The sequence below is a fragment of the Desulfogranum aggregans genome (assembly GCF_055398265.1).
On the sequence record NZ_AP042447.1, the window covers coordinates 747614 to 772845 of the forward strand.

24 protein-coding genes are annotated in these 25232 nt (G+C 51.3%); 9 read left to right on the forward strand and 15 right to left on the reverse strand.

Annotated features, from left to right (window positions below; genetic code table 11):
• Positions 1–4 precede the first annotated feature (4 nt).
• On the forward strand, positions 5–820 hold the full coding sequence (gene proC / locus ACZ52Z_RS03540; RefSeq protein WP_464269380.1) for a pyrroline-5-carboxylate reductase: 816 nt from the start codon (positions 5–7) through the stop codon (positions 818–820).
• Complete coding sequence (locus ACZ52Z_RS03545; protein ID WP_464269381.1) at positions 817–1680, forward strand: NAD(+)/NADH kinase; 864 nt, start codon at positions 817–819, stop codon at positions 1678–1680. Before proC ends, ACZ52Z_RS03545 begins: the two co-directional genes overlap by 4 nt.
• 65 nt (positions 1681–1745) lie before the next feature.
• Here ACZ52Z_RS03545 and ACZ52Z_RS03550 read toward each other — a convergent pair whose 3' ends face one another.
• Together ACZ52Z_RS03550 and ACZ52Z_RS03555 are read right to left on the reverse strand one after the other, a co-directional pair.
• A complete protein-coding gene (locus ACZ52Z_RS03550) occupies positions 1746–3134 on the reverse strand; it encodes a sigma-54-dependent transcriptional regulator (protein WP_464269382.1) in 1389 nt (462 codons plus the stop codon).
• Positions 3135–3151: 17 nt separating this feature from the next.
• Positions 3152–4009 (reverse strand): PHP domain-containing protein, encoded by an 858-nt coding sequence (locus ACZ52Z_RS03555; RefSeq protein WP_464269383.1) that lies wholly within the window; start codon positions 4007–4009, stop codon positions 3152–3154.
• Positions 4010–4179: 170 nt separating this feature from the next.
• On the opposite strand from ACZ52Z_RS03555, the gene ACZ52Z_RS03560 reads away from it, so the two are divergent.
• From ACZ52Z_RS03560 to ACZ52Z_RS03570, 3 genes are read left to right on the forward strand one after another with little or no spacing between them, the layout of a single operon-like run.
• Complete coding sequence (locus ACZ52Z_RS03560) at positions 4180–4992, forward strand: AAA family ATPase (protein WP_464269384.1); 813 nt, start codon at positions 4180–4182, stop codon at positions 4990–4992.
• A 3-nt stretch (positions 4993–4995) separates the two neighbouring features.
• The gene (locus ACZ52Z_RS03565) at positions 4996–7281 is read left to right on the forward strand and encodes a nitric oxide reductase activation protein NorD (protein ID WP_464269385.1); all 2286 of its coding nucleotides are present in this window, start codon (positions 4996–4998) and stop codon (positions 7279–7281) included.
• The gene (locus ACZ52Z_RS03570) at positions 7278–8129 is read left to right on the forward strand and encodes a tetratricopeptide repeat protein (RefSeq protein ID WP_464269386.1); all 852 of its coding nucleotides are present in this window, start codon (positions 7278–7280) and stop codon (positions 8127–8129) included. The genes ACZ52Z_RS03565 and ACZ52Z_RS03570 overlap by 4 nt, the downstream gene beginning before the upstream one ends.
• A 61-nt stretch (positions 8130–8190) precedes the next feature.
• On the opposite strand, the gene dusB is transcribed toward ACZ52Z_RS03570, so the two are convergent.
• The 12 genes from dusB to ACZ52Z_RS03630 form a co-directional block, all read right to left on the reverse strand.
• Entirely contained in the window at positions 8191–9138 is a 948-nt protein-coding gene (gene dusB, locus ACZ52Z_RS03575) for a tRNA dihydrouridine synthase DusB (protein WP_464269387.1), read from the reverse strand.
• Positions 9139–9216: 78 nt separating this feature from the next.
• On the reverse strand, positions 9217–9762 hold the full coding sequence (gene lptE / locus ACZ52Z_RS03580; RefSeq protein WP_464269388.1) for an LPS assembly lipoprotein LptE: 546 nt from the start codon (positions 9760–9762) through the stop codon (positions 9217–9219).
• Between the two features lie 141 nt (positions 9763–9903).
• Entirely contained in the window at positions 9904–12375 is a 2472-nt protein-coding gene (gene leuS, locus ACZ52Z_RS03585) for a leucine--tRNA ligase (protein ID WP_464269389.1), read from the reverse strand.
• 81 nt (positions 12376–12456) lie between these two features.
• Positions 12457–13836: a replicative DNA helicase gene (gene dnaB, locus ACZ52Z_RS03590; RefSeq protein ID WP_464269390.1), complete on the reverse strand. Its 1380-nt coding sequence runs from the start codon at positions 13834–13836 to the stop codon at positions 12457–12459.
• A gap of 258 nt (positions 13837–14094) precedes the next feature.
• A complete protein-coding gene (rplI, locus tag ACZ52Z_RS03595; RefSeq protein ID WP_464269391.1) occupies positions 14095–14550 on the reverse strand; it encodes a 50S ribosomal protein L9 in 456 nt (151 codons plus the stop codon).
• 559 nt (positions 14551–15109) lie between these two features.
• The gene (gene rpsR, locus ACZ52Z_RS03600; RefSeq protein ID WP_464269392.1) at positions 15110–15349 is read right to left on the reverse strand and encodes a 30S ribosomal protein S18; all 240 of its coding nucleotides are present in this window, start codon (positions 15347–15349) and stop codon (positions 15110–15112) included.
• Positions 15350–15388: 39 nt separating this feature from the next.
• A complete protein-coding gene (gene rpsF / locus ACZ52Z_RS03605) occupies positions 15389–15835 on the reverse strand; it encodes a 30S ribosomal protein S6 (protein WP_464269393.1) in 447 nt (148 codons plus the stop codon).
• Between the two features lie 135 nt (positions 15836–15970).
• Positions 15971–16372, reverse strand: coding sequence for a MazG nucleotide pyrophosphohydrolase domain-containing protein (locus ACZ52Z_RS03610; protein ID WP_464269394.1), 402 nt, complete (start codon positions 16370–16372; stop codon positions 15971–15973).
• Between the two features lie 123 nt (positions 16373–16495).
• Complete coding sequence (locus ACZ52Z_RS03615) at positions 16496–17335, reverse strand: CheR family methyltransferase (RefSeq protein WP_464269395.1); 840 nt, start codon at positions 17333–17335, stop codon at positions 16496–16498.
• An 83-nt stretch (positions 17336–17418) separates the two neighbouring features.
• Complete coding sequence (locus tag ACZ52Z_RS03620) at positions 17419–18543, reverse strand: protein-glutamate methylesterase/protein-glutamine glutaminase (RefSeq protein WP_464269396.1); 1125 nt, start codon at positions 18541–18543, stop codon at positions 17419–17421.
• A gap of 10 nt (positions 18544–18553) precedes the next feature.
• Positions 18554–19024: a chemotaxis protein CheW gene (locus tag ACZ52Z_RS03625; RefSeq protein WP_464269397.1), complete on the reverse strand. Its 471-nt coding sequence runs from the start codon at positions 19022–19024 to the stop codon at positions 18554–18556.
• A 128-nt stretch (positions 19025–19152) separates the two neighbouring features.
• Complete coding sequence (locus tag ACZ52Z_RS03630) at positions 19153–22047, reverse strand: hybrid sensor histidine kinase/response regulator (protein ID WP_464269398.1); 2895 nt, start codon at positions 22045–22047, stop codon at positions 19153–19155.
• A gap of 180 nt (positions 22048–22227) precedes the next feature.
• On the opposite strand from ACZ52Z_RS03630, the gene ACZ52Z_RS03635 reads away from it, so the two are divergent.
• Complete coding sequence (locus ACZ52Z_RS03635; RefSeq protein ID WP_464269399.1) at positions 22228–22461, forward strand: hypothetical protein; 234 nt, start codon at positions 22228–22230, stop codon at positions 22459–22461.
• Positions 22462–22499: 38 nt separating this feature from the next.
• Here ACZ52Z_RS03635 and ACZ52Z_RS03640 read toward each other — a convergent pair whose 3' ends face one another.
• Positions 22500–22940 (reverse strand): FKBP-type peptidyl-prolyl cis-trans isomerase, encoded by a 441-nt coding sequence (locus tag ACZ52Z_RS03640; protein ID WP_464269400.1) that lies wholly within the window; start codon positions 22938–22940, stop codon positions 22500–22502.
• 374 nt (positions 22941–23314) lie between these two features.
• Here ACZ52Z_RS03640 and hisI point away from each other — a divergent pair, with 374 nt between their 5' ends.
• From hisI to yihA, 3 genes are read left to right on the forward strand one after another with little or no spacing between them, the layout of a single operon-like run.
• Positions 23315–23701, forward strand: a complete 387-nt coding sequence (gene hisI, locus ACZ52Z_RS03645; protein WP_464269401.1) for a phosphoribosyl-AMP cyclohydrolase — start codon at positions 23315–23317, stop codon at positions 23699–23701.
• 28 nt (positions 23702–23729) lie between these two features.
• Positions 23730–24602 carry an ATP phosphoribosyltransferase gene (gene hisG, locus ACZ52Z_RS03650; RefSeq protein ID WP_464269402.1) on the forward strand — a complete coding sequence of 291 codons (873 nt, stop codon included), beginning with the start codon at positions 23730–23732 and terminating at the stop codon, positions 24600–24602.
• 43 nt (positions 24603–24645) lie between these two features.
• Positions 24646–25230, forward strand: a complete 585-nt coding sequence (gene yihA / locus ACZ52Z_RS03655; protein WP_464269403.1) for a ribosome biogenesis GTP-binding protein YihA/YsxC — start codon at positions 24646–24648, stop codon at positions 25228–25230.
• The last annotated feature ends 2 nt before the right edge of the window (positions 25231–25232 follow it).

The window sequence follows — 25232 nt, forward strand, 5'->3', positions numbered from 1 at the left end:
CGTTATGGTGCAGTGCGACAATGGCATAGGGCTGATCGGCGGCGGGCAAATGGCTGAGGCGCTTATTCGTGGAATGATAACCGCAGAGGTCCTGCCTGCAGAAAGGATAGTGGTTATCGATCCTGATGCGGCCCGGAGACAATACCTGACAGATACCTATGGTGTGCTCTCCACTGATGATGCTCAACAGGTGTGCCGGGAATGTACTGCCCTGATTGTTGCCGTTAAACCGCAGGTTTGCGGTTCTGCCCTCACCCAATATGCCCCATTTATTTCTCCTCAGCACCTTATTCTTTCCATTGTTGCCGGCATTCCTCTCAGGGGGCTTGAAGCCATGTTGCCTGATGGCTGCAGAATCATCAGGGTGATGCCCAATACTCCTGCGTTGGTGCTGGCAGGCGCCTCAGCCATTAGCTTGAACCAAGCGGCCAGCGATTCTGACCGTGATCTGGCCCTGAAGATTTTTTCTGCTGTTGGGCTTTGCCTCGAGGTGGATGAAAGTCAACTTGACGCCGTTACCGGATTAAGCGGAAGCGGACCAGGATATATGTTTACGCTCATTGATGCACTTGTCGACGGAGGAGTGCTTGCCGGATTACCTCGACCCATTGCTCAGCAATTGGCCATACAAACCGTCTTTGGTTCTGCCAAATTGGCCTTGGAAAGCGAGGAAAACGTCTCGGCCTTGAAGGCCATGGTCACTTCCCCCGGCGGTACCACCATACATGGTATTCAGGTACTGGAAGAGCGAGCTGTTCGTTCGGCAATAATGGATGCCGTTTACGCCGCTGCTCAAAGGTCAGAGGAATTGGGAAAGTGAAGGTGAAAAACGTCGGCATCGTCACTCGTCTTGAAAGTCCGGATGTCGAAAAAATCGGTCGAAAACTGGTAAACTGGTTCTCGGAACGGGATATCGTTGCCGTGCTCAATCAGGAACTTTCATCCAGCATGGACATGTTGGTTGTCCTGGGTGGTGACGGTACCTTGCTGCATGTTGCCAAGCAGGCCAGTAATCTCGATATCCCCATCCTCGGTATCAACCTGGGAAATTTAGGTTTTTTAACCGAAGTTTCTGCAGATGAGATGTATTACTCGCTGGAAACAGTGCTTGCCGGAGATTTTCGTGTGGAAAAAAGAACCATGTTGTCCGCATCGGTCGTACATGGCAAAGATGGTGATAAAAGCGAACCGGTTTTTGCCCTGAATGAAGTGGTCATCGTCAAAGGCAGCACAGAGCACATGGTCAGGCTACGCTGCTGGGCGAATAAGGAATATATATCCACCTACAGGGCAGACGGACTCATTCTCTCCACTCCCACCGGTTCAACCGCATACAACCTCTCTGCCGGTGGACCAATCGCCCACGCTGAGCTGGATACGATTCTAGTTACCCCCATTTGTCCGTTTATGCTCGAGTCCCGTCCGGTGCTTTTGGCTGCCAACACCAAGATAACCAGTCAACTGCTTGCGCCGGCAGGCGAGGTGCAGGTAATAATTGACGGTGCAGTGAAATGGAGAATAACCGAAGATGATTACCTGCTTGTTCAGAAAGCCAGCAAGCCGCTGCTCCTCATCAGCTCACCATTGAAGAGTTATTTTACTATTTTACGAAATAAGCTCAATTGGGGCGGCTCCACCATTGACCTGCCGTTGCCGGAGCTCGTATGTAAGCACTGTTGATTCGCCACAGCATGGCGTGGGGCTGGGGTCAATTCGCTTTCCGTAGGCGAGCCATCTGGCGGTTGCTACTTTTTCTTTCGCTTAATTTTGTATTTTTTCATCTTATACTGGAGCAGACTTTTGGTTATACCTAATTGCTCTGCAGCCCTGGCCTGAATATTGCCGGAATCCTCAAGGGCTTTGCGGACCAGTTTTTCTTCGATCCCATTCAGAATTTCTGCCAGGCTCAGGTTTTCAGGAATAAACTGTTGCAGGTCCAGCCCCGTGCTCCATTCCTGCGCATCGTGCAGCTGACTGGAGTCCGGCTGAACATCTTCCGGCTCTATCCTGTCCCCGGTGCAGAGTATTGCCGCGCGTTCAATGGTGTTTTCCAGCTCCCGGACATTCCCCTCCCAGGGAAGGCTGACCAGCAAACGCATGGCCTCAGGGGAGATGTCCAACGTCTTTTGTAGGGTTTGGCTATTTTTTTCCAGGAAATGGGCGACCAGGGCGGGAATATCATCCACTCGTTCACGCAGCGGGACAAGATGGATATGGATTACGTTTAAGCGATAGTAGAGATCTTCCCGAAAATCACTTTTTTCCACTTCATCCTTAAGGTCTTTGTTTGTTGCCGCCAGAATGCGAACATCCACCTTTTGCGTAACGCTGCCACCCACCCGTTCAAACGTTTTTTCCTGGAGTACACGGAGAAGTTTGGCCTGCAACTGGGGTGCCATTTCTCCGATTTCATCAAGAAAAAGGGTCCCTGTGTCTGCCAGCTCAAAGCGTCCCTTGCGCATGCTGACAGCATCGGTAAAAGCCCCTTTTTCATGGCCGAACAGTTCACTTTCCAGCAGGTGTTCAGACAGGGCTGCACAGTTGACTGATATGAATGGTGCTTCCTTGCGCGGGGAAAGGTTGTGAATTGCTCGCGCGACCAGTTCTTTTCCTGTCCCTGATTCGCCGGTAATCAAAACAGAAGAGGGAGTGGGGGCGACTTTTTCTATCAGCTGATAGACAGAACGCATAGCGGGATTCTTGCCGATCATTCCGCCAAAACCGGAGCGGGGAATCGCCTCATCCCGGAGTCTGCGTATTTCCCGAATCAGGTTATAGTGTTCAATCGCCTTGCTTACAGCGGCAAGCAGCTGGTCATTGGAAAACGGTTTTGCCAGATAGGTAAAGGCACCGAGTTTCATGGCCTCTACCGCTTTTTCCACCTCAGCAAAGGCAGTGATAAGTATGACCGGCAGTTCGCGATTATACTCCTTGATTGTGGCCAGGAATTCAATCCCGTCCATTTTTGGCATTTTCATATCAGAAATCACCAGATCCAGGTCTGTCTCGCGTACGATGGGCATCCCGGTAGTGCCGCTGTCTGCGGTAAATACCTCGTACCCTTCATCACGGAGCAGCTCAGATAAAACGATCTGATAATTCGGTTCGTCGTCGACGACAAGGATGGTATACATTACAATGGCCTATATAGTTATGCGTGCTGTTGGTACCTGCGTATTCTTTCTCTGATCGGCTCAAGGAGGGAATCCGGTGGGCAAAAGTTACCTTGACCACCGGCCAGGTCATTGGCCGGACGGGTCGCTCCATGGTAATCGCTTCCCCCTGTTTTGATTAAACCCAGTGTTGATGCCAGAGCCCCCAGCTGTTTTTTTGTTTTTTTTGAGTGAGACGGGTAATATACTTCAATGCCGTCTAGTCCATAGAGTGCAAGTTCCCGAACCAGTGCCGGCTGTTTTTTCATTTCCGGGTCAATCTGGCCGGGATGTGCCAGGACGGCAATGCCGCCTGCCCGGTGTATGGCTGTGATCGCTTCAGCAGCGGTATAACAGAATCGACGATGCCAGGCTGTGCGGCCTTTTCCCAGATACAGGCGAAAGGCCTCATTGAAGTTGCCGACAATACCTTTATTTATCAGTAGGTGGGCAAAATGGGGTCTGCCTACCAGGCCCTGGCTGGAGATCCGCTGCAGTTCTTCTTGAGTAATATCCACTCCCAGTTGCTGCAGGGAGTTGAGAATCTTGTCGTTGCGCTCTGCGCGGCCTTCCTGCAGCCTGCCAAGCCAGGTATGAAAATCCGAATCAGCCGGGTCAATGCCATAACCGAGCAGGTGAACACTCAGATCGAAATACTGGGCGCTGATTTCCACGCCTGAAAGAACGGTCATGCCCTGATCATGTCCAATCCGCATGATTTCCTCCACTCCGTCCATTGTATCATGATCGGTAAGTGCAAGCGCAGTAATCCTTCGCTCCATGGCCAGCTCAACCAATTGTAATGGGGTTGAGCTGCCGTCAGAGAAGAGGGAATGGGTATGGAGGTCGATGCACATGCGCTGGCTGAAGAGTGGAAGAGGTAAGTGGTTTGTTTAAATATGGGTCCAGAGTACCCGTACCAAACTGTTTGCGCAACCGTCAAATATCAGTCCTTGGCGGCGAGCAGGTTGTCTTTCTGTTCTGAATTCTTACATTTTTAATACTCAACAAAAAGGAGCGATCCATCATGAGGCAGACACCTACCAAGATTGAAGAGCACATCATCACCCAGGAACCCTTTTACCTGGCCACCGCAGATGAGGTGGAGGTCGCCTTGGCAGCATACGCCATTGGCGTTCCCCTATTACTCAAAGGTCCCACCGGCTGCGGAAAAACACGGTTTATGCAGTACCTTGCGTGGAAGCTGCAGAGACCGCTGATCACCGTTTCCTGTCACGACGATCTCTCCACCAGCGATCTGGTCGGCCGGTATCTTATCAGGGCAGGGGAGGCGGTATGGGTTGATGGCCCCCTTACGCTTGCCGTCAGGAGGGGCGCGATCTGTTATCTTGACGAGGTTGTTGAGGCGAGAAAAGACACCACGGTCGTGATTCACCCTTTGGCTGACGATCGCAGGGAATTGCCGGTGGAAAAGAAAGGTGAGTTGATCACAGCGCCGCCTGAATTTATGCTGGCGGTCTCTTATAATCCCGGATATCAAAGCGTGCTCAAGGACTTGAAGACATCAACCAGGCAACGGTTTATCGCACTTACCTTTGATTACCCTGAAGAGCAGATGGAGGCAGAAATCGTCCGACAGGAAGGCGGCACGGATGCTGCGCTTGCCCGGTCACTGGTCAAGCTCGCCCGCATGACTCGTGGATTAAAAGACTCCGGATTAGTGGAGGGGGCGTCGACCAGGTTGTTGATTCAGGCCGGCAAATTGATCGGCAAAGGGATTCCGATTACCACGGCCTGTCGGGTAGCGATCACCGAGACCTTGACCGATGATCAGGAGTTAATGAGTGCCATGGACGAGATGGTAAGCTCACTTTGGTAAGTTATGACTATTGAGCAGCTGAAACAACGATTTTACGCTCTGGTTGCCCCTGGACTGCCCAATGACTGGGATGTAGAGGATGCAGTTGAATCACTTGTCGACCAGGAACAAGGGATTGTTGACTTACTTTTTCTACAGGTTCCGGTCATCTGGCCCATATCGCACGCGTTGTGTTTTACCTTTCTCTCCCAGAGCCAGGTTTTTCGTCCAGTTGTAAAGGCGGGAGTGCTTGATACCTGGGTCAAGGAGTTGCTGGATCATTATGAGCGTGGCGGTCTGCAGGCAGCACAAGCCTGTATTGCCCAGGCAAAACATTTTCCCGCGCGATTGTCCGGTAAGAAGGGCATGCGCCTGGAAGATGCGGCAGGTAGACTCCAACCGTACGTCAACGGATTGGCTGGCAGGGAATTACCGCTTGAATCATCTACCAGGACCTTTACAGACACACAGACCATCTATTTGCCAGCCGAACTTCAGTTGGTCAATGACAGCTCTCAGGCATTTCTGCTCTACAAATTCATCGCCTCTTTTCAGTGGGCCGCCATACGGCTGGGTACCCATGCTATCCTTGAACAGGGGTGGGAAAGGGAAAACGGTCATCCTTTAACGGTCATTTTTTCGCGGTATTCTGATCCGGTTCTTGCTAAACGGCTGTATTATTATTTCGAGACCGTACGTATTCTGCATTTTCTTGAAGTGGAACTGCCGGGGCTGATGCGTCAAACTGGAAAGCTTTTGCCGTTGCTGTACCCATCGGTAACAACCAATAACCGGAAAGGATCACCATTTCTGCAGCTGTTGGAAGAGCTATTGGTCCAATTACCTGGGGCATCCCTTTCCACTCGTTGGCAACAACAGCTGCGAGGATGGGTCAACCGTTGCTGGTCAGCCGACGTTGATCGGCAAATGAGCCTGCAGGCCACAGCAGATTGTTATCCTGCTTTTGATGAAGAGTCCATGGGAGTCTTCCTGGCTAATCCTCTGATTTTTCAAGGAGAGCTGGACCTTGAGGCGGTTATGGCGGCGGTGGAACGGAGAAGAGAACAGCAACGTAAGGTGTTTATCGAGGCACTTACCAGCCAGCTGATGCAGTTACCTGAACAGGGTGAGCAACGATGGGCCAATGAAGAGCAACGTGAGCATGCGGCCACGCCGGCACCTGTCAATGCCGATCAGGCACGGGTCATCGTAGGGGGAGAAAACGAGTCGAACGAGCCAGACCCGTCTACCGCGCCCGTCTATGTGCAGATCGATAACCAGCAGATCAAGTTGACCGATGAGCTGGCAGCCTTGACAAGGGACATTATCGATGATCTCGGCTGCCTGCCGACCCATTATGTAAGCAGTGCGGCAGGCCAGGCTGGTCGAAGCTCGGGCGCACCTGATCTGCATCCTGGAGAGGAAGGTGGACAGGCAAGTGCGCCGGTCGTTTACGACGAGTGGGATTATCGACGAAAAGGATTTCGAAAAAATTGGTGTGTGGTAGTTGAAAAGCAGCTTCTGCCGGTGAAATCCACCTTTATTGCCGATACGCTCCAGGCGTACCGCGGTCAGATAATGAAGCTACGCCGGCAATTTGAAATAATGCGGACTAGCGAACACTTTGCTCGGCGTCAGCGTGATGGTGATGACATTGACTTTGATGCGCTTGTCGAATCCTTAACCGATACTGCGGCCGGGTACCCGCCCTCTGATCGGCTGTTTATCAAATTGCTGCGAGATCAAAGGGATATAGCCGTTCTTTTCCTGGTGGATATGTCCAACTCCACCGAAGGGTGGGTCGGCAAGGCTATCAAAGAGTCCTTAGTACTGCTGACCGAGGCCATGGAAATCCTTGATGACCGCTACGGGATTTATGGCTTTTCGGGTATGCGTCGCCTTCGCTGTGAAATATTTCCCATAAAAGGGGTGGAAGAGCGACTCTCTGCTGCGGTGCGCCAGCGGATTGCGGCAATACATCCTAAAGAATACACCCGTATGGCGCCTGCGATTCGGCACATGAATGCTCTGTTTGCCGACATTGAAGCAAAACTCAAACTGCTCATCATGCTCTCTGACGGAAAACCTGAAGATTACGATGACTATAAAGGAACCTATGCCATAGAGGATACCCGGCATGCCCTTTTTGAGGCAAAGGCGCAAGGGGTGCATCCTTTCTGTATAACTATTGATCGACATGCCCAATCATATATGGCACATATGTATGGTCCGGCGAATTACATTTTTATTAACGAAGTTGAACGGTTGCCATCGTTGGTTCCTGAAATCTACAAAGTGCTGACAACATGATCTCTCCTCGCCTGTCCGCCAGACGTCCGCCATGGTACGCCAAGTCACGAAAAGTTCAGCGCCTTTTGCTTTGCGGGCCGTTGTTGCTGGTGCTGCTGGCACTCATCAGCGTCGACAGCCTATCAGCAGCAGTTACTCAGCTGTCGGAAGAGGAAAAACGCACCGTACGCTACAAAGTGGAGGCCTATAAACACTACAATGGCGTCGGCCGTCCGGTTAACTATGCGCGAGCACAGGGACTGTACCTCATGGCGGCCAAAAGGGGAGATGCTGAAGCCCAGTTTATTGTCGGTGGTATGCTCTATCGGGGACAGGGGACCGATCCCGACCGGCGGCGAGCGTTTAAATGGCTGGTGCAGGCGGCCAAACAGGGCAAATATTCCCCTGAATCCCTGCAGATTATTGGCAGTATGTATCTGCGCGGCGACGGCGTGCCGCAAAGCTACGAGGAAGCGAAAAAGTGGCTTGTGCCCGCTGCAGCAGCCAACAATCTTGCGGCGATTAATGACCTTGCCTTCGTTTATTATCATGGTCTTGACGGTAAAAAGGATCCGGTGAAGGCGCTGGAGCTCTATACACGAGCAGCCATGCAGAACGATAGCCTGGCTCAGGCCAATACCGGCCTTATGCATGCCGCCGGTATAGGGACAGCAAAAGATCTGGCCCGTGGATATGCCTGGTATTCGCTGGCGGCCTCCAAGGGGAATACCACCGCAAGGGTAAACCGCAACAGTCTCATGGCAGAGATGAGTTGGGAAGATCTCCAGCGGGCACAGGCTATTTCAGTAGAGTTGTATCAGGAAATAGAACGAATAACCGCTGGCAAAGAAACGCCTGGGCTCCGGTGAACAGGACCTGGCGAAAAACAGGAGCCTCTCGCGGGCTTTTACAGCAGGCAGGGAGCTGGGCCTATTGTTCTCGGATAAAGAGATCAAGCAGGCCTGTCATATCAGTGCAATCGTAAATGCTCTTACGGATTCTGGCGGCGCCTGGCAGGCCGGTGCAGTAGCGACCTGCATGGTTTTTTATGCGAAACAGCATTTTCTGGCTCGGAAGGTGTTGCGCTGCCAGTTCCAGGTGGCGAGCCAGTACCGGCAACCTGCCGGCAATGGATTCGGGCGTTCCAGATGAGGAAAAGACCCAGGGGTTGCCAAGGGCACCTCTGCCGATCATGATGCCGTCGCAAGCCGTTTCTTCCATCCGCTGTTTTCCCTCGGCATAAGACAATACGTCACCGTTGCCGATCACCGGAATATTGACTGCCTGCTTTACTCGCCTGATAACCTCCCAGTCGGCTTTTCCACCAAAGGCCTGCGCCCAGGTCCTGGCGTGAACGGTGATTGCCGATGCTCCTGCCTGTTCGGCCATTTGTCCGAATTCGACTGCGGTGATCTGTTCATGGGTCCAGCCGCTCCGAAACTTTACGGTTACCGGCAGGGTTGTATTAGCACATACTGCGCGGATGATATCCTCGGCGCGTTCAGGAGTTTTCATTAGGGCAGAGCCTGCCCCCTTTTTAATCACTTTTCTTACCGGGCACCCCATATTGATGTCGATAAGGTCCACGGGAAAGGTACTCACGACGGCTGCTGCTTTTCCCATCACCTCCGGCTCACTGCCAAAGAGTTGTACGCCCCACGGGCGTTCTGCATCAACTGTGTGGAGCAGTGCGAGGGTATTGCGCTGTCCGTAAACCAGGCCGTAACAGCTCACCATCTCGGAAAAACAGAGCCCGGCCCCAAGTTCCTTGCAAAGAAGACGAAAGGCCAGGTCTGTATATCCGGCGAGCGGAGCCAGCATAAAAGGAGAGGGAAGGGTGAGAGGGCCAATCCGCAGCGGCTGTACGATATGATCCATAGGTAAACGGCACAAAAAAAGACGCTGCGAAGCGGTAGCCCCGAAGCGCCTTTCGGTGGTTCATGCAACAAGCTGAGGTTAGGAGGTGGCGTTCTGGTTTTGTTCGTTCTGTCGCCTGATACGTTTTAGGGTTCCGAGGTAAATTGCCTCGGACAGGTCATCGACAATGGATTCCAGTGTCTCCTCCTCAATGGTGGCATTGAGTGTTTGCGAGGGATAGTCCTCTGTCCACAGTTGATTTGGAACTTCCCAGATAATTTCCCCTGATTCTAAATCTTTCAATACGTATCGAACACCAAGTCGTACTTTGATATCAGTGGCATTGGACTGCCCATCCCAGGAAATACTCGGCAGGGAAATGGAGACGACCTCTCCGGCGAGGATGAGGTCCGCTTTTGTTTTGTCTTTGGTCAGTGTAATGGCGTCAGACTTGAGAAACCAGCGAGACAGGGACTGGTATATCTCGGAATCCAGGCCGAGCCGATTTGTGCGGTTCGGCCATGTGGGAGCATAGATCACCCGCTCGGGACCGTCATAGACATGGGGGAAATAGTAAGCGCTGCAGCCTGTGAGGCAGAGCAAAAAAAGCAAGATAACAGCCAGACCCCGGTTTACATTTTTCACAGTCTCTCTCCTTTGCAACACAACCCTGCTGCTGAAGGGAACGGACGTTGGCAACAACTGAACGTTGCAGCAACGCCATATCCTCTGCTCTGTCGGTCGAAGCGCGCCGAAAACGGCAGAGCCCTTTTCTTTTTTGGTAAATCAGATGACAATATTAACAAGTTTCCTTTTTACCACAATAACTTTCTTCGGTTCTTTATTATCAAGAAATTTCTGCACTTTTTCGTGGGCAAGCGCTTGGTTTTCCACCTCTTTGTCACTGATATCGGCAGCGACCTGCAGCTTGGCTCTGACTTTACCATTCACCTGGACAACGATGGTCAGTTCCTCCTCTTTGGCGGCCTCGGCATCAAACGCAGGCCAGGCAGCATGATCCAGGGAATGATCGTGCCCGGTTAGCGCCCACAGCTCCTCGCAGAAATGCGGCACCATGGGAAAGAGGAGGACAATGGTGGTTTCCAGTGCCTGCTTCAGTACCGAATTATCCACGTGTTCTGCCTCTCCCTGAGCAGTGGTCATGGCATTGACCAGTTCCATTACCCCGGAAATAGCGGTATTAAAATGAAAATTTGCCTCGATACTGTCGGTTACCCGCCTGATCGTTTGATGGGTCTTGCGGTGGAGCTGCCTCGAGGTTGGGTTGAGATGGGAATAATCGATGGAGCTTTCGGCTGTGAAAGTCGTCTGGTTGTTTACAACCATCCTGTACACGCGGTTGAGAAATCGGGAGGCCCCCTCCACGCCCTGAGCGTTCCACTCCAGGTCCCTTTCCGGAGGGGCGGCAAAAAGTGAAAATAGGCGAACCGTATCTGCACCGAACTGTTCGATAAGTTCATTGGGGTCCACCACATTGCCTTTGGATTTGGACATCTTGGCTCCGTCCTTGATGACCATGCCCTGAGTGAGCAGGTTGGAAAACGGCTCATCGATGGAGACGTAGCCGAGATCCCGGAGGACCTTGGTGAAAAATCGAGAGTAGAGCAGGTGGAGAATAGCGTGTTCTACTCCTCCAATATATTGATCCACTGCCAGCCAGTAGCGGGCGGCATCAGGGTCGATAGGCCCTTTGACGTATCCTGGATTGGTGTAACGGATAAAATACCAGGAGGACTCAACAAAGGTGTCCATGGTGTCGGTTTCTCGACGTGCTGTTTTTCCGCAGGTCGGACAGGTTGTGGTATAGAAATCTTCCTGCTGGTGCAGTGGACTGTGTTGTCCGCCTTCCTTATCTGCACCGGGAAGAAGTACCGGAAGGTCTTCCCGCGGTACAGGTACAATACCACACGTATCGCAATGGATTACAGGAATGGGAGCCCCCCAGTATCGCTGCCGGGAAATGCCCCAGTCCCTGAGTCGATAGGTGATGTGCGCTTTTCCGATACCCTCTTGCTCGGCATAGGCGATAATCGCGGACTGGGCTTCCTTCCAGTCCAGGCCGGTAAACTGGCCGGACTCAATCAGCTGACCGGAAAGGTCATAGGCCGCTTCCATGGTATCGTTGCTGAGCGACATGTCTTCCGGCTGGATAACGATTCGAATGGGCAGGTCGTAGGCCTTGGCAAATTCAAAATCACGTTGATCATGGGCGGGAACAGCCATTACCGCACCTGTTCCGTATTCCATGAGCACGAAGTTGGCGACAAAGATGGGTACTCGTTCTCCGTTAAAGGGGTTGATGCAATACTTGCCGGTAAAGATCCCCTTTTTTTCAGGCTCCTGGTCAGCCGCAGCCCGCTGCTTTTCAATGATGGTGGCCTCAACAAAGTCCCGAACCTCGTCTTCCTTTTCCGTGCCGGCGATAAGCTGTTCCACCAACGGATGCTCGGCTGCAAGGGACATGAAGGTGACCCCGAAAATAGTGTCAGGCCTGGTGGTGAAGATGGTGACGCTCTTTTCCTCTCCTTCCACAGGGAAATCGCAGGCTAGTCCAGTGCTTTTCCCTATCCAGTTGCGCTGCATGGTGACGACTTTTTCCGGCCAACCGCTGAGTTTGTCCAGATCGTCGAGCAGTTCGTCGGCATAGTCGGTTATCTTGAAAAACCATCCATGCATGGTTTTGGGAAAAACCGGCTGGTCGCAGCGCCAGCATAATCCATCAATGACCTGCTCACGAGCGAGAACGGTCTGGCAGTCGTTGCACCAGTTGACTGTGGTCTCTTTTCTATAGACCAGTCCTTTTTCCAGCATCTCAAGAAACAGCTGCTGTTCCCAACGATAATATTTAGGGTTGCAGGTGGCGAGTTCCCTGTTCCAGTCGTAGCTGAGGCCCAGTGCTTTGAGCTGGTCGCGCATGTAATCGATATTGTCGTAGGTCCAGGCGGCGGGGTGAACCCCTCTTTTCATGGCGGCATTCTCTGCAGGCAAACCAAAAGCGTCCCAGCCCATGGGATGAATGACGTTATATCCCTGGAGTCGTTTATACCGGGCAATGACATCACCTATGGTATAGTTGCGTACATGGCCCATATGGATTCGACCGGAGGGGTATGGGAACATCTCAAGCACGTAATACTTTTCACGTTCACTCTCGTGCGTAACTGTGTAGGGATTGGTTGTTTCCCACCGCTGTTGCCATTTGGATTCAATGGTTTGAAAAGTGTATTTATCGTTCATCTGCCTGCACACGGGATTATTGTTGATGGATCTGACGGTGCCGATTGCCGCAAAAGGGATGCCATTGGTTTGCGACAACGCTCAGTTGAGCGGTGGGGCAAGTGTCGTATAATTTTCAAATGTAGTGAATTCACCGAGGAAGGTCAGCTTGATGATTCCTGTGGGACCGTTTCGCTGCTTGCCAACGATGACCTCCGCCAGGCCGCGATTAGGGTTATCCTCGGCCTTGTTATACACTTCGTCGCGATAAATAAACATGATAACATCAGCGTCCTGTTCAATCGCTCCTGATTCGCGAAGATCTGAGAGCTGAGGTCGTTTATCCGTTCGGCTTTCCAGGCTTCGGTTCAACTGGGAAAGTGCCAGTACAGGAACATCAAGCTCTTTGGCCATGGCCTTGAGGGATCTGGATATATCGGAGATCTCCTGGGCTCTGTTCTCAATACCGCTTTTCCCCTGCATGAGTTGCAGGTAGTCGACAACGACCATGCCGATGTCGTGTTCTGATTTCAGCCGTCTGGCCTTTGCCCGCATCTCAAGCACAGTAATACCAGCGGTATCGTCGATGAAAATCGGGGCGTCAGCGAGCATACCGGTTGCCCGGGTCAATTTGGGCCAGTCGGATTCGTGCAGTTTACCGGTACGCATTCGCTGGGAATCGATACGTCCGAGTGAACAGAGCATTCGTAGAGCTAATGATTCCATGGACATCTCAAGACTGAAGACCGCGACCGGCACCTTTTCGATAAGGGCGGCATGTTGAACAATGTTCATAGCCAGAGCTGTCTTTCCCATGGAAGGACGGGCAGCAAGCACGATCATGTCCGAAGATTGCAGCCCGGCGGTCATTTTGTCCAATTCATCATACCCGGTTGCTACGCCGGTGATGAGTTCCTGGCGGTCATACAATCGGGTGATGCGGTCAAAAGCCCTGGGAACAATCTTTGCCATGGCTTGAAACCCCTGTCCATTCTTAGACTGAGCAATCTCAAAGATCGTACGCTCTGCCTCGTCAACCAGTATATCGATGTCGTCCTGGGCGTCATAACAACGGGCGGCCACCTCTGATGTCGTCCTGATCAGCTTCCGCAATACTGATTTTTTGCGAATGATGTGAGCGTGATGCACCAGCGTACCGGCAAAAGGAATGATATCGGTGAGTGAGGCCATGTAGCCGGCACCGCCGACATCTTCGAGTTTATTCTTGTCCTTGAGCAAACCGGTGACGGTAATCAGATCATGGGGTTCACTTTTTTCAAAAAGGGAGACCATGGCTGCATAAATTATCTTATGCGCCTCCTTGTAGAAATCATCGGGATCGATAATTTCCGCGACCTGCAGAAGAGATTTATCCTGGATGAGAATAGTTCCCAGTACTGCCTGCTCGGCTTCTATATTTTGCGGAGGGAGGAGGGACGGTGAGGTAACTGGTGGGGAAGCGACTGCTTGTTGCATATCCATGGCCTGAAACAGGAGAAACCGTGATACAAAGAGGTAGGGCCAACTATACTGCTGCTGCCTATTAATGCACGTCTAAAATACCAGTGCCTTTTCCGCCAGGCAGAAAAGGCACTCAAGTGACACTGGTTTCCGTGCTCGACCCTTCAGCGAAGCATCATGGAGACCAGTTAAAGAATTTTCATGTCATTACCTTGGGCCTGCGGGCGACGGAGGCCCAAGGCAGGCATGAAAAAAATAAGCTTTCAACCAGCCGGTTGGTCAGTCGCCGATTACCTCCGGAACGACCTGCACTGAAATATCTGCAGTGGCCTGATAGCCGACCTTGACGGGTACCTTGTACTCGCCAATCTCCTTGATAGCATCTTTGAGAATAATATTCTTTTTTTCCACCTGGACGCCGGCATCAGCGAGGGCGGCTGAGATATCGGAGCTGGTAACCGAGCCAAACAGCCGATTTTCATCGCCCGCCCGCTTATTGATGATGACAACCTTGTCTGCAAGTACGGATGTTAGTTTTGCTGCAGCCTTCTGCTGCTCAGCCAGGCGGGTTTCGATGGCCTGCTTTTCCTTTTCCAATTGCGCAAGTGTCGACTTGGTAACCAGGACCGCTTTATGTTGGGGGATAAGGTAGTTTCTAGCGTACCCATCCTTTACCTTCACGATTTCACCTTCCTGGCCCAGGGTATCTATTGTTTCTTTGAGTATAATTTCCATGGGTGACCCCTCTACAAGTGATATGATTGACGTAATCACCGTGCCTCATTGTCGCTGCAAGTGATAGTATTTTTTCTTAGTTAGTTACAATATGTTTACCGGGGAGATTCCTGAAATTGATCCACACCTCGAAATATCATGTACGGCCCCACTTCCATACAACTGCAACATGGTTGCATGCTGTAAAGAGAGCATACCTGGTGGGATATCCGCCTCGCCCCTGTATACTTCACGCGCCAGAATCAGGCGCACATCGAGAAAGGCGGCTATCTGGCTGTACTGGTGTACCGAGGTTGCCTGATTGCAGCCCCATCAGAGCAGAATCAAACTTCCACAGAGGGTTGCAATGGCACTTGCCCCGGTGGTCGCTATGCTTTAACCTGCTCGTGCTCCCCCTCCGGTCAATCACGAACCCGAGGGGAAAGAATGCAAGTGAGACGAGAAACAGGGCCATGCGCTGGGCAAGCACCGCAACTGCTCCGGCGGGGAGCAGATTGTTTCTCAACCTTGTGCGAGCGCCTCGGCCTCCTGGATCACTGTTCTGTCCAGGATGAACGGATCAGAATTGGGTTGAACCGGTGTATGGCAGAAGGGCAAGCTGACGAGCGCGCTTGACCGCCTCGGTCAGTTGACGCTGGTGGCTTGCACAGGTGCCATATATACGTCGGGGAATAATTTTCCCTCTTTCTGTAACAAAACCTCTCAGGGTTTTAGGGTCTTTGTAGTCTATAACGATTTCTTTGTCCGTGCAGAATCTGCAGACGCGGCGACGGGAAAATACTTTTTTGGGTGCTGCCATGGGAGTTCTCCTTATTTCAGATAAGCTGGTCTGGGGCTGTTACGCTTCTTTGTCAGTTTCTTCTGCCGGGGCTTCGGCTTTTTCTTCAGCTTTTGCCTCGTCTGAAGAGCTTTCGTCCTCTCCCGCTTCCTCAGCTTCTTTTGCAGCTGCTTCTTCTGCTATGCGTTCTTTTTCCTGAGCGATGGCACTCTCATCGATTGCATCATTGAGTTTGATGGTCAGGAAGCGAAGCAGTCGATCGTCTATTCTGAATATTCGCTCGAGTTCATTGATGGTGTGCCCTGGAGCAGCATAATTAACATGTACATAGTAGCCCTGAACCTCTTTCTTGATTTCATAGGCAAGTTTTCTCATGCCCCAGCGATCGACGTTGATGATGGTGCCGCCGTCATTGGTGATAAGCGAATTAGTTCTGTCAATGATCTCGGTGAATTGGTCCTCACCAAGATTTGGACGCAGAATATAGGTGGTTTCGTAATGACGCATGATGCCTCCTCGTGGTCATGGTGGCCCTCGCTTCTATCTGGATGATGAGAGCGAAGAGGTTTAATGTGATGAACAACGAAATTTACTTAAAATGCCATTATTCGTCAACAGAGAATATGAGTGTCTGCGGTTTTCTTATTTTTGTTTCTCTTCTTCCTTGATCTTCTGCCATTGACGTCGCAAGTGTTGCTCGTCAATGTACTCCACATCGCCAAACACATGGGGGTGTCGGCGTATCATTTTTTCATTGATGGCAGCTATAGGGTTAGCGAGGCCAAAATCTTGTTTTTCCGCGTACATGACGCTTAGCATGGTCAAAATAAAATACATGTCGCCAAGTTCTTCGCAGATATCGGCACTATTTTCCCTGTCCAGTGCCTCCACGAGCTCACGGCACTCTTCGAGCAGGTACTTCTTGAAGGTGAGAGGTGTTTGTTTCTTATCCCATGGGCAACCGTTCTCTCCGCGCAGGGTGGTAATGATTTCTATCAGGCGTTTCAACTCTGCGCCTGGAGCAGCATCTGATGACAATGACATGGCAAACAATAGGTGTTTGGGTTTATTAGTACGCCTTCGGTGAACGGGCACAGTCGCACAACTTGGCTGATATACACCCGATCAATGGCGGTGATGTCGCTTTCTGATGAACAGAAACAACCCTTACTTGAGCTGATAAAATATCGAGCGTAAATGTCTTTTAGGAACGAAAAGAGGGCTGACACCGGTTAGCGATTCGGTGGAGCCGATAATGAGGTAGCCATCGGGCTCTAGGGCCTGGGCCAGCTTGTGAAACAGTTTTTTTCGATCTTCCTGGGTAAAGTAAATGGCGACATTGCGGCAGAGGATAATATCATATTTTCCCACACCAACAAAGGGTTGCATCAGGTTGATTTTACGAAAATTGGCCATTGCGCGCAGTTCGTCTTTGACTCGCCAGCCACCTGAATAGGCAGTGAAATAACGGTTAAGCTTGTCTTTGGCTAAGCCTCTCTCGATTTCAAATTTGTTGTATTTTCCCGCGCTGGCTTGCGCTATGGCTGCATCGGAAATGTCTGTCCCTATCAGTTTAATGGAATAACGGGAGAGGTTGCCCAGCAACTCGCGCAACACCATGGCCACCGAGTAGATTTCCTGCCCCGTGGAGCAGGCGGCGCTCCAGATGCGCAAGGGGACCCGGGTGTTGGCGGGGTGAGCCTTTGAGCGGGCATCGATCAATTCCGGTAGAATTTTGTGACGCAACAGTTCAAACGGGCTGTTATCACGAAAAAATAAGGTTTCATTGGTCGAAATGGCATCGATAATTTTTTTTTCGAGTATCCGCCCCTTATCCGCACTCGCCCGTGTATACAATTCTCCATAGCTGGTCAGGCCATATTCGTCGACAATGGTTTTCAGGCGTGTTTCCAGCAGATATTTTTTGGAAGAGTCAAGGTAAATACCTGATATCTTGTAGATATACTGGGAGAAAAGCTTGGCCTCTTCAGCAGTTATTTTGAGCATCTAGTAGTCGGGTGGTGTTGTTGTCGGCAGCCGGGAGGTGCATGAGCCGCGTGTTTAAAAGGGGCAAAGAATAAGCTGTGCACTCATTGCACCGAACGAACGATTTCGTCAGCTATTTTATCCAGAGAAACCACCCTGTCAAGCAACCCGAGTTCAGCCGGTGCTTTTGGCATACCGTAAACTACGCAAGATTCCTCGTCCTGGCCGATTAAAAAAGCATTTTTTTTCTTCAACGCCTGCAGGCCAAGGGTTCCATCCGATCCCATTCCGGTCATGATGACAGCTGTAGTTCTGCCGACAAAAAAATCTGCCACCGAACGAAAGAGGTAATCTGCCGAGGGCTTACAGGAGTTCTCCGGTGGATCATCGGTGATCCGTATCAGGCGATGCACTCCATCAGCAGCTGCAACCAGTTTCATCTGTTTGCCGCCCGGCGCTATATAGGCCACATTCGGGACAAGCGGTTCGCCGTTTTCCGCTTCTTTCACCTGTATTCTGCTTTTCTTGTTTAAACTGGCGGCGAGTGATCGGGTAAAGACCGGCGGCATGTGCTGTACAATAACCAACGGCACGCCGATGTCGCCCGGGAGCCGCGGAATCATCTGGGCAAGGGCATTGGGTCCGCCTGTGGAGATACCGATTGCAACGATTTCGGATGCCCCTCTCCTAACCGGCGTGGACAATGGGCGGTTGGCAACAGATGGCTGGGCGGTGGCAGTTCCGCGGGATTGGCGTATTGGCGGTTCTTTACCTACTCTACGCTTGGGACCTGTACCGCCAACAGCTGTGCGTCCTTTGGAAAAAGCGCGAATCAGAGGTGTGAGGTTCTCTCTCAGGTATGCTTTACTCTGCTCGATATTGGTGGCATTTGGTTTAAGGATAAAATCAAAGGCTCCGAGTTCAAGTGCTTTCATGGTCATTGACCCGCCCTCGGAAGTCAAGGTGGACACCATGATGGCGGAGACCTGGGGAGCGTTCCGGCGAAGGTGTTCAAGCACTTCGATGCCATTCATCTCGGGCATTTCAATATCAAGGGTGAGGAGATCTGGCTGAAGGCTCTTTATCTTGGAAACAGCAATCTTCCCGTTATGGGCAACGCCGACGACTTCGACACCGGGTATTTCCTTGAGAATATCACTCACTGCCTTTCGGTAGACAATCGTGTCGTCTACGACCAATACCCTGACATTTTTTTGTTTGCCTGTCATCGACTCTAAACTACACACGGTTGATGTTGTCTGCGTCCATTTTCAATACTTCCTTTACATCCAGAATACCGATAAGCTTGTTTTCCGTCTTGTATACGCCGGTAAAGAAAGTTCCCTGGATTCCGCTCATGTTCGCCGGAGAAGGTTCAATCTTTTCCGGTTCCGCCGTGACCACGTCACTGAGTTTGTTTACCAGCAACCCTACGTATTCACCCGGAGAATTGACAATTATATTACGGGGGTCCTGATTGATGTCCGTCTTGCCAAGACCGAGTTTTTTCCCAAGATCGATAATAGTAACGATCTGGCCGCGAAGGTTTAATATCCCCATGACATAATCGGGCGCCTGGGGCACGTTTGTCATCTCCATGAGTTTGTTGATTTCCTGAATCTGCAGGATGTCCATGCCGCACAGTGCATCACCCACATGAAAAGTGGCGAGCTCGATTACGGTCTTGTTGGCTTGCGATAAGGAACTCATCTGTTTGATTTCTCCTTGCAACTCATTATTCTGGCATCCTCGGCCTCACGGCTGTCGGGTGCTTTTCATGCATTTGGTGATATATCCCCTGAGGAGCCGGACCAGGGGGTATAGGTTCGGCAGCGGTTTTAATACACGGGCAATTTCATGCCGACATATCGATGGACACTTTCCATCAGTCGCTCCTTGTCGAGCTTGATGTGATATTCATCTACCCCAACCGCTTTGCCTCGTTCCACATCCTCATCAGCAGCAAGAGTCGTCAGGGCAATGACCGGCAATTCTCTATACTGGGGATGCTGTTTGATCCTCTCCGTCAATTCAAACCCATCCATATTAGGCATCTCAATATCCGTGACAATCAGGGAGAGTGATTCATACTGTTCGCTGATGACCTCCCAGGCTTCGACGCCGTCTTCACTTTCGATAACCGTGTATCCCGCCTCCTCAAGGTAGCCTCGGACCTGGTTACGGAAAAAGTTGGAATCTTCCACAATCAGAATAGTTGGCGCTTCCTGGGCTTCTTCAAATTGGTTTTCAAAACTGGAATTTTCAAACCAGTGGGGATTGATCGTTTTGACTATTTCAAAAATATCTACCAGCATAGTGGTGTTACCGGCAATGATGGTCGAGCCCATAATACCTGTCTGTTTGAGCGTGACATCATCTATCTCCGAGGCAATCTCCACTGCATCAATGGGACCGGTGGCCAGCAGGCCGATATCTTTGCCGCCGAGACAGAAAACGATGACCAGGTAGTTTTCCTGGTCACTCAGCGGTTGTACCATGGCGACATCATCGATACTGACCAGTGGTAGACTGCCGCCTCGGTATTTCATTACTCTCCGGCCGCCAATATCTTCTATATCGCCGGCCTCTATCTTTTCAACCCGTTCAACCTGATTGAGAGGGACGCCGAAATTTTCCTGCGGTGCGCTGGAAAAGGTCAGGAGTGATTGTCGGTCACGGGATTTTGTAATCGAATCCCGTGCCGCGTCGGCAAGTTCGTTGGCACGCTCGGTGCCGTCCAGGGAGGTGAGCCCCGCCATGTTGGCAATACTGCTGACATCAAGGATAAGAGCGATCCTGCCATCGCCCATGATGGTGGCGCCGGCATAGCCTCGACATTGCTGCAGGTGACGGCCGAGGGGTTTGATGACAATTTCTTCCGAGTCGTGGAGACGATCAACAATCAATCCGTACTTGGTTGCTCCTGTGGATACCACAACGATATTGAGTGCACTAGCTGGAGCCTGTCGCCTGTCGGTGTGCCTTCGCTCCTCAACGTCACCTTCCTTTTCCCTGTCATGTGTCTCCTCGACAGGTGCATCCGCTGCATCCAAGAGGGAGCCGGATCGCCTGTCAACAAGCTGCTGGCGTCGGTCGACTTCGGTCTCTTCCCGCACAGGGTCATAGTAGGTTCGCTCTATGTCAAGGACATCAGCCATGCGGATAAGCGGTAACAGGTTGCCTCGCAACCTTACCACCTCGGCATTTCCGACTCTCTCTATGCGTTCGGAAATTTTTGACGCCGGTATGCGCAGCAACTCCTCCAGGTTGACCTGTGGGATGGCGTACCGTTCCCCACCGGTCATGATGATCTGGCAGGGGATGATAGCCAGGGTAAGCGGCAGTTTGATGCTGATGGTTGATCCCTGCCCGACTTCGGATTCTATTTCAATGGAGCCGCCGAGTTCATCGAGATTGGTTTTCACCACATCCATCCCTACTCCGCGACCGGATACATCGGTTACCTGTTCCGCAGTGGAAAAACCGGGTAGGAGAATCAGGTTGATGCGCTCTTTGTCCGACATCGCATGCACCTGTTCCTGGGTAATTAATCCTTTTTTTACGGCTGCTTCCGCAATGGCATCGCCGTCTATTCCTTTCCCATCATCGCTTATCTCAATGACGACCTGACCGGCGGCATGGTAGGCTTTAAGTACGATAAGCCCCTTGGCATCCTTACCTTTGCCGATACGGATGTCTGGCGCCTCGATGCCATGATCCACCGAATTGCGGACCAGGTGGGTCAGCGGATCATTGATCGCCTCGATGATTGTCTTGTCCAGCTCAACATCCTTGCCGACAATGGTGAGATCAATTTGTTTATTGAGTTTTCCGGAGAGATCACGTACTACCCTGGGGAATTTGTTGAACACATTACCGATGGGCTGCATCCTGGTAAGCATGATGGCCTCCTGGAGTTCAGAGGTCACCAGGTCTATTCGCTGGCCGACAGCTTCTGCATTCCGTACATCACCGGACGTAATCGTCTGGAGCAGCTGGTTTCGCGAAAGCACCAACTCTCCGGCAAGATTCATCAGCTGGTCCAGCAGGCTCACCGTAACTCGAATGGAGGTATCGGGTTTGGCCGAAGAGGTTGTTGAGGTTTTGGCAGTGGTCTCTTTTGCCGTCGGGACAGCCTGGGGCACAGTTTCGGCAGCCGCTACTGCTGCTGCCGCAGCTTCAGCCAGCGGTTGCTGAACATCCGCCGCATCATCAGCAGGCGGGTCAGGGAACTGCTTTTCCTGTTCGTGCACTTCAGAATATGGTTTCTCTACAGCTTCCTGCTGCCCGGCCTCCTCCTCTGGGGAAGAGGGCGGCTCCGCATTTGCTGGGGCGATGGCAGCTTCTCCACGGGCATATATATCATCAAGTGCTTCGACATGGTGGGTGATATCAACCGTATTGCTGTTGCCGATATCTTCGATCAACTGCTGCAGCTGGTCAGATGCCAGGAGGAGAACGTTGATGATATCCGGGTCGGGAACAAGCTTTTCGCTTCGAATCAACCCCAGTACATTTTCCAGGGAGTGAGCAAGGTCCTGGATAACGTTGAGGCCCATGAAACCGGCGCCTCCTTTTATGGAGTGAGCGGCACGAAATACTTTGTTGACCAGTTCAACGTCAATATTTGCGCCTCTTTCCTCGATGGAAAGGAGATCTTTTTCTATGTCGGCAAGATGGTCAAGTGATTCCTCTATAAATCCCTGTAATATTTCATCATCTTCAAAATTCATTAAAAATTCTCCTGCAAAACAAGACCATACGTGCGGATTCCATTGCAAAAGCGCCTTGGAAAACCATTGATGGAGGCTAATAGTATCTGATGGGAGACTCGTATAAGAGTATTGTACGTGTCCGAACCTGCTTGTACAGGATTTTTTTTACATGGTTAAAATTTAAGTGGAGAGAGGTTCATGGCACAAGGTAAGGAAGAGCACGTCACTCTTTTTCGCCGCTACCCGTTCCGGGAAGGGGAAAAAATCCATATCCAGGATGGACCACGAAAAGGCGACTGGCTAGTGGTTGAAGTGCGGGATAAAACAGTGGTGTTGCGGTGTCCGGTCAGCGGATTCCAGGCTGAGTGGACCCGGTTCTGCTATTTTATAGAGGAGAAGGACACCCTCTGGCCTGCAGACATGTCCACCTGAGGGACGGGCAACAACTCGCAGCAGGCCAGAGAGGGGAATCAGTTGCCGATGGAGTGCAGCTTATAGGTATAGGTAATGTGCTTGCCCGCCAGGGGGTGATTGTAATCAATGGTCACCGTATTGTTGTGAACGCCGAGTACTGTCGCAGGAACCTGTTGCGGCTGGCCGTCTTTTTCTACGGAAAGGGAGAGTACCATACCGGGACGCGGCGTTACCTTGTCACCGAATGACGCAAGGGGCACCTCATGGACCAGTGATTTATGGTAGGGGCCGAAGGCATCTTCAGGCTCAATGCGAACGGTTTTTGTTTCTCCGGGCTCCATCCCCAGCATGGAGGCTTCAACGGCCTGGAGTATCCTGCCAGAACCGATGGAAAGGGGAATGGGCTTATTTTCCGGCACCTGATCGACCACTTCTCCTGAATCTATCGTTGCGGTATAACTGACCAATACAGTATCTGTAAATTGCACAGGGCTCATTTTCTCTGTTCCTTGGATTTTGATTTGAGCATCAAGATTGTGCGGCATCATATACAACCTGTCCTGGTTTGACAATAGCTGCCTTGAGCAAGAGAGGGGTTGACAAACTCGATTGGAGGGCATAAGTATCCTGTGCCGAAGAGTTGGCTGTTTTCATCGGAAATACTGCCTACGACTGTTCATAGCCGTCGACGCAGCTGGAGCCGGTCCTGACCTCTTAGTTTTTTCTTGTATTGTCCAGGTTGTTCAATAAAATCCTGTATGGCGAATACACCATTTGTCGGGTGAAGCCCCTTGTTGCTGCTATGCACGAATCCATAAGAAGACCGCACCTTGTGTAACGAATTGAATGCATTCATGGGAAAAGTGATGTTATGATTAAGCTCGATTTCGCAAAAGATACCAATGGGTTGCTTCCTGCAATTGTTCAGGATCATGAAACCGGTCAGGTGCTGATGCTCGCCTATATCAATCAACTTGCCTGGGAAAAGACCCTGGAAACCGGCAAAGCTCACTACTGGAGCCGCAGCAGAAATACCCTGTGGCTGAAAGGTGAATCTTCGGGCCATGTGCAGTTGATAAAGGATATTGCCGTCGACTGCGACATGGACACCGTGGTTTTTCAAGTTGAACAGCTTGGCGGGGCCGCCTGCCATAAGGGCTATAAAAGCTGTTTTTATCGACACCTCGAACAGGACCAGCTCATCGTCAAGGAAGAGAAGGTTTTTGATCCGGAAAAAGTATACAAAAAAAATGCATGATCCGCAGGATCAGCGCGTGGGGAAGAATATGAAGATGTTGAAGTTGGGAATACCCAAAGGCAGCCTGGAAAAGGCAACAATCGATCTTTTTGCCAAATCAGGATGGCAGATTAAGTTGATGTCGCGAAACTATTTTCCCGAAGTTGACGACCCGGAGTTGAACTGTTCCATTTGTCGTCCGCAGGAGATGTCCCGATACGTTGAGTCGGGTATGCTGGATGCGGGCATTACCGGTAAAGACTGGACCATGGAAAACGACTCTGATGTGGAGGTCGTCGCAGACCTGGTCTACTCCAAAGTCAGTAAAAAACCTACTCGGTGGGTTATTGCGGTCCCCGGCGACTCGGATATCACCAGTATCGAGCAACTTGATGGTAAAAGAATCTCAACGGAGCTGGTTAATGTCACGCGTCGCTTTTTTGATGAAAAGGGGCTGAATGTGGACATTTCCTTTTCCTGGGGTGCAACTGAGGCCAAAGCGGTGTCCGGGCTTGCCGACGCCATCGTTGAGGTCACTGAAACCGAATCGACCATTCGTGCGCACGGTCTCCGCGTCATTCATGAATTAATGGAGTCCAATGTTCAGATGATCGCCAACAAGAGCGCGCTTGCTGACCCATGGAAAAAAGAGAAAATCGATAATGTCATCACGCTGCTCAAGGGAGCATTGCGGGCCGATCGGATTGTGGGGTTGAAGATGAACGTTCCTGGGGAGAAGCTCGAAACAATCATCGGTCTGCTACCCAGTCTTAACGCGCCGACGGTTGCCCAATTGTACAAAACCGAGTGGTTTTCGGTTGAAACAGTGATTTCCGAGCATCAGGTGCGGGATCTGGTTCCCCAGTTGAAAAAGTTTGGGGCAGAGGGAATTATTGAGTACACGCTCAATAAAGTCATTTGATTCAGTAGGACAGACTGCCAATCGGAGCCATATGACAGGCAAGGTGAATTTTCAATCAGTGCATTTCCTGCTTTCCGCTTTTTCGCTCAAACAGCTACCGGAACCGGTCGTTCCTGAAATAGCCTTTGCAGGGAGATCCAATGTTGGAAAATCCAGCCTGATCAATCGTCTGGTCGGCAGAACCAATCTGGTCAAAACAAGCTCCAAACCGGGAAAGACGCAAAGTCTCAATTATTTTTCACTCGATGACCAGCTCTACCTGGTTGACCTTCCCGGGTATGGCTTTGCCAAAGTATCCAAAAAGGTGCGCAATCAGTGGCTGACCCTGATCAACGGATACCTGATCGGTCGGGAGGTGCTGGCAACGGTGGTGGTCATAGTTGACCTTCGCCATGAAGTCAAGCAGCTGGACCGTGATCTTGTCGATTGGTTGCGCTACCACCATATTTCCTGCCAGCTTGTATATACCAAAGCCGACAAGCTGTCGAACAACATGCAGGCGAAGCATGCAGCTGCACTCGATGCCGGACTCAATGTGCATTCGGATCAGCGGATAATTTTTTCAGCCAAGACCGGTCAGGGCTTGGAGGCACTGAGAGAACAGCTGCTTCTTCATGCCGGCATATAGGG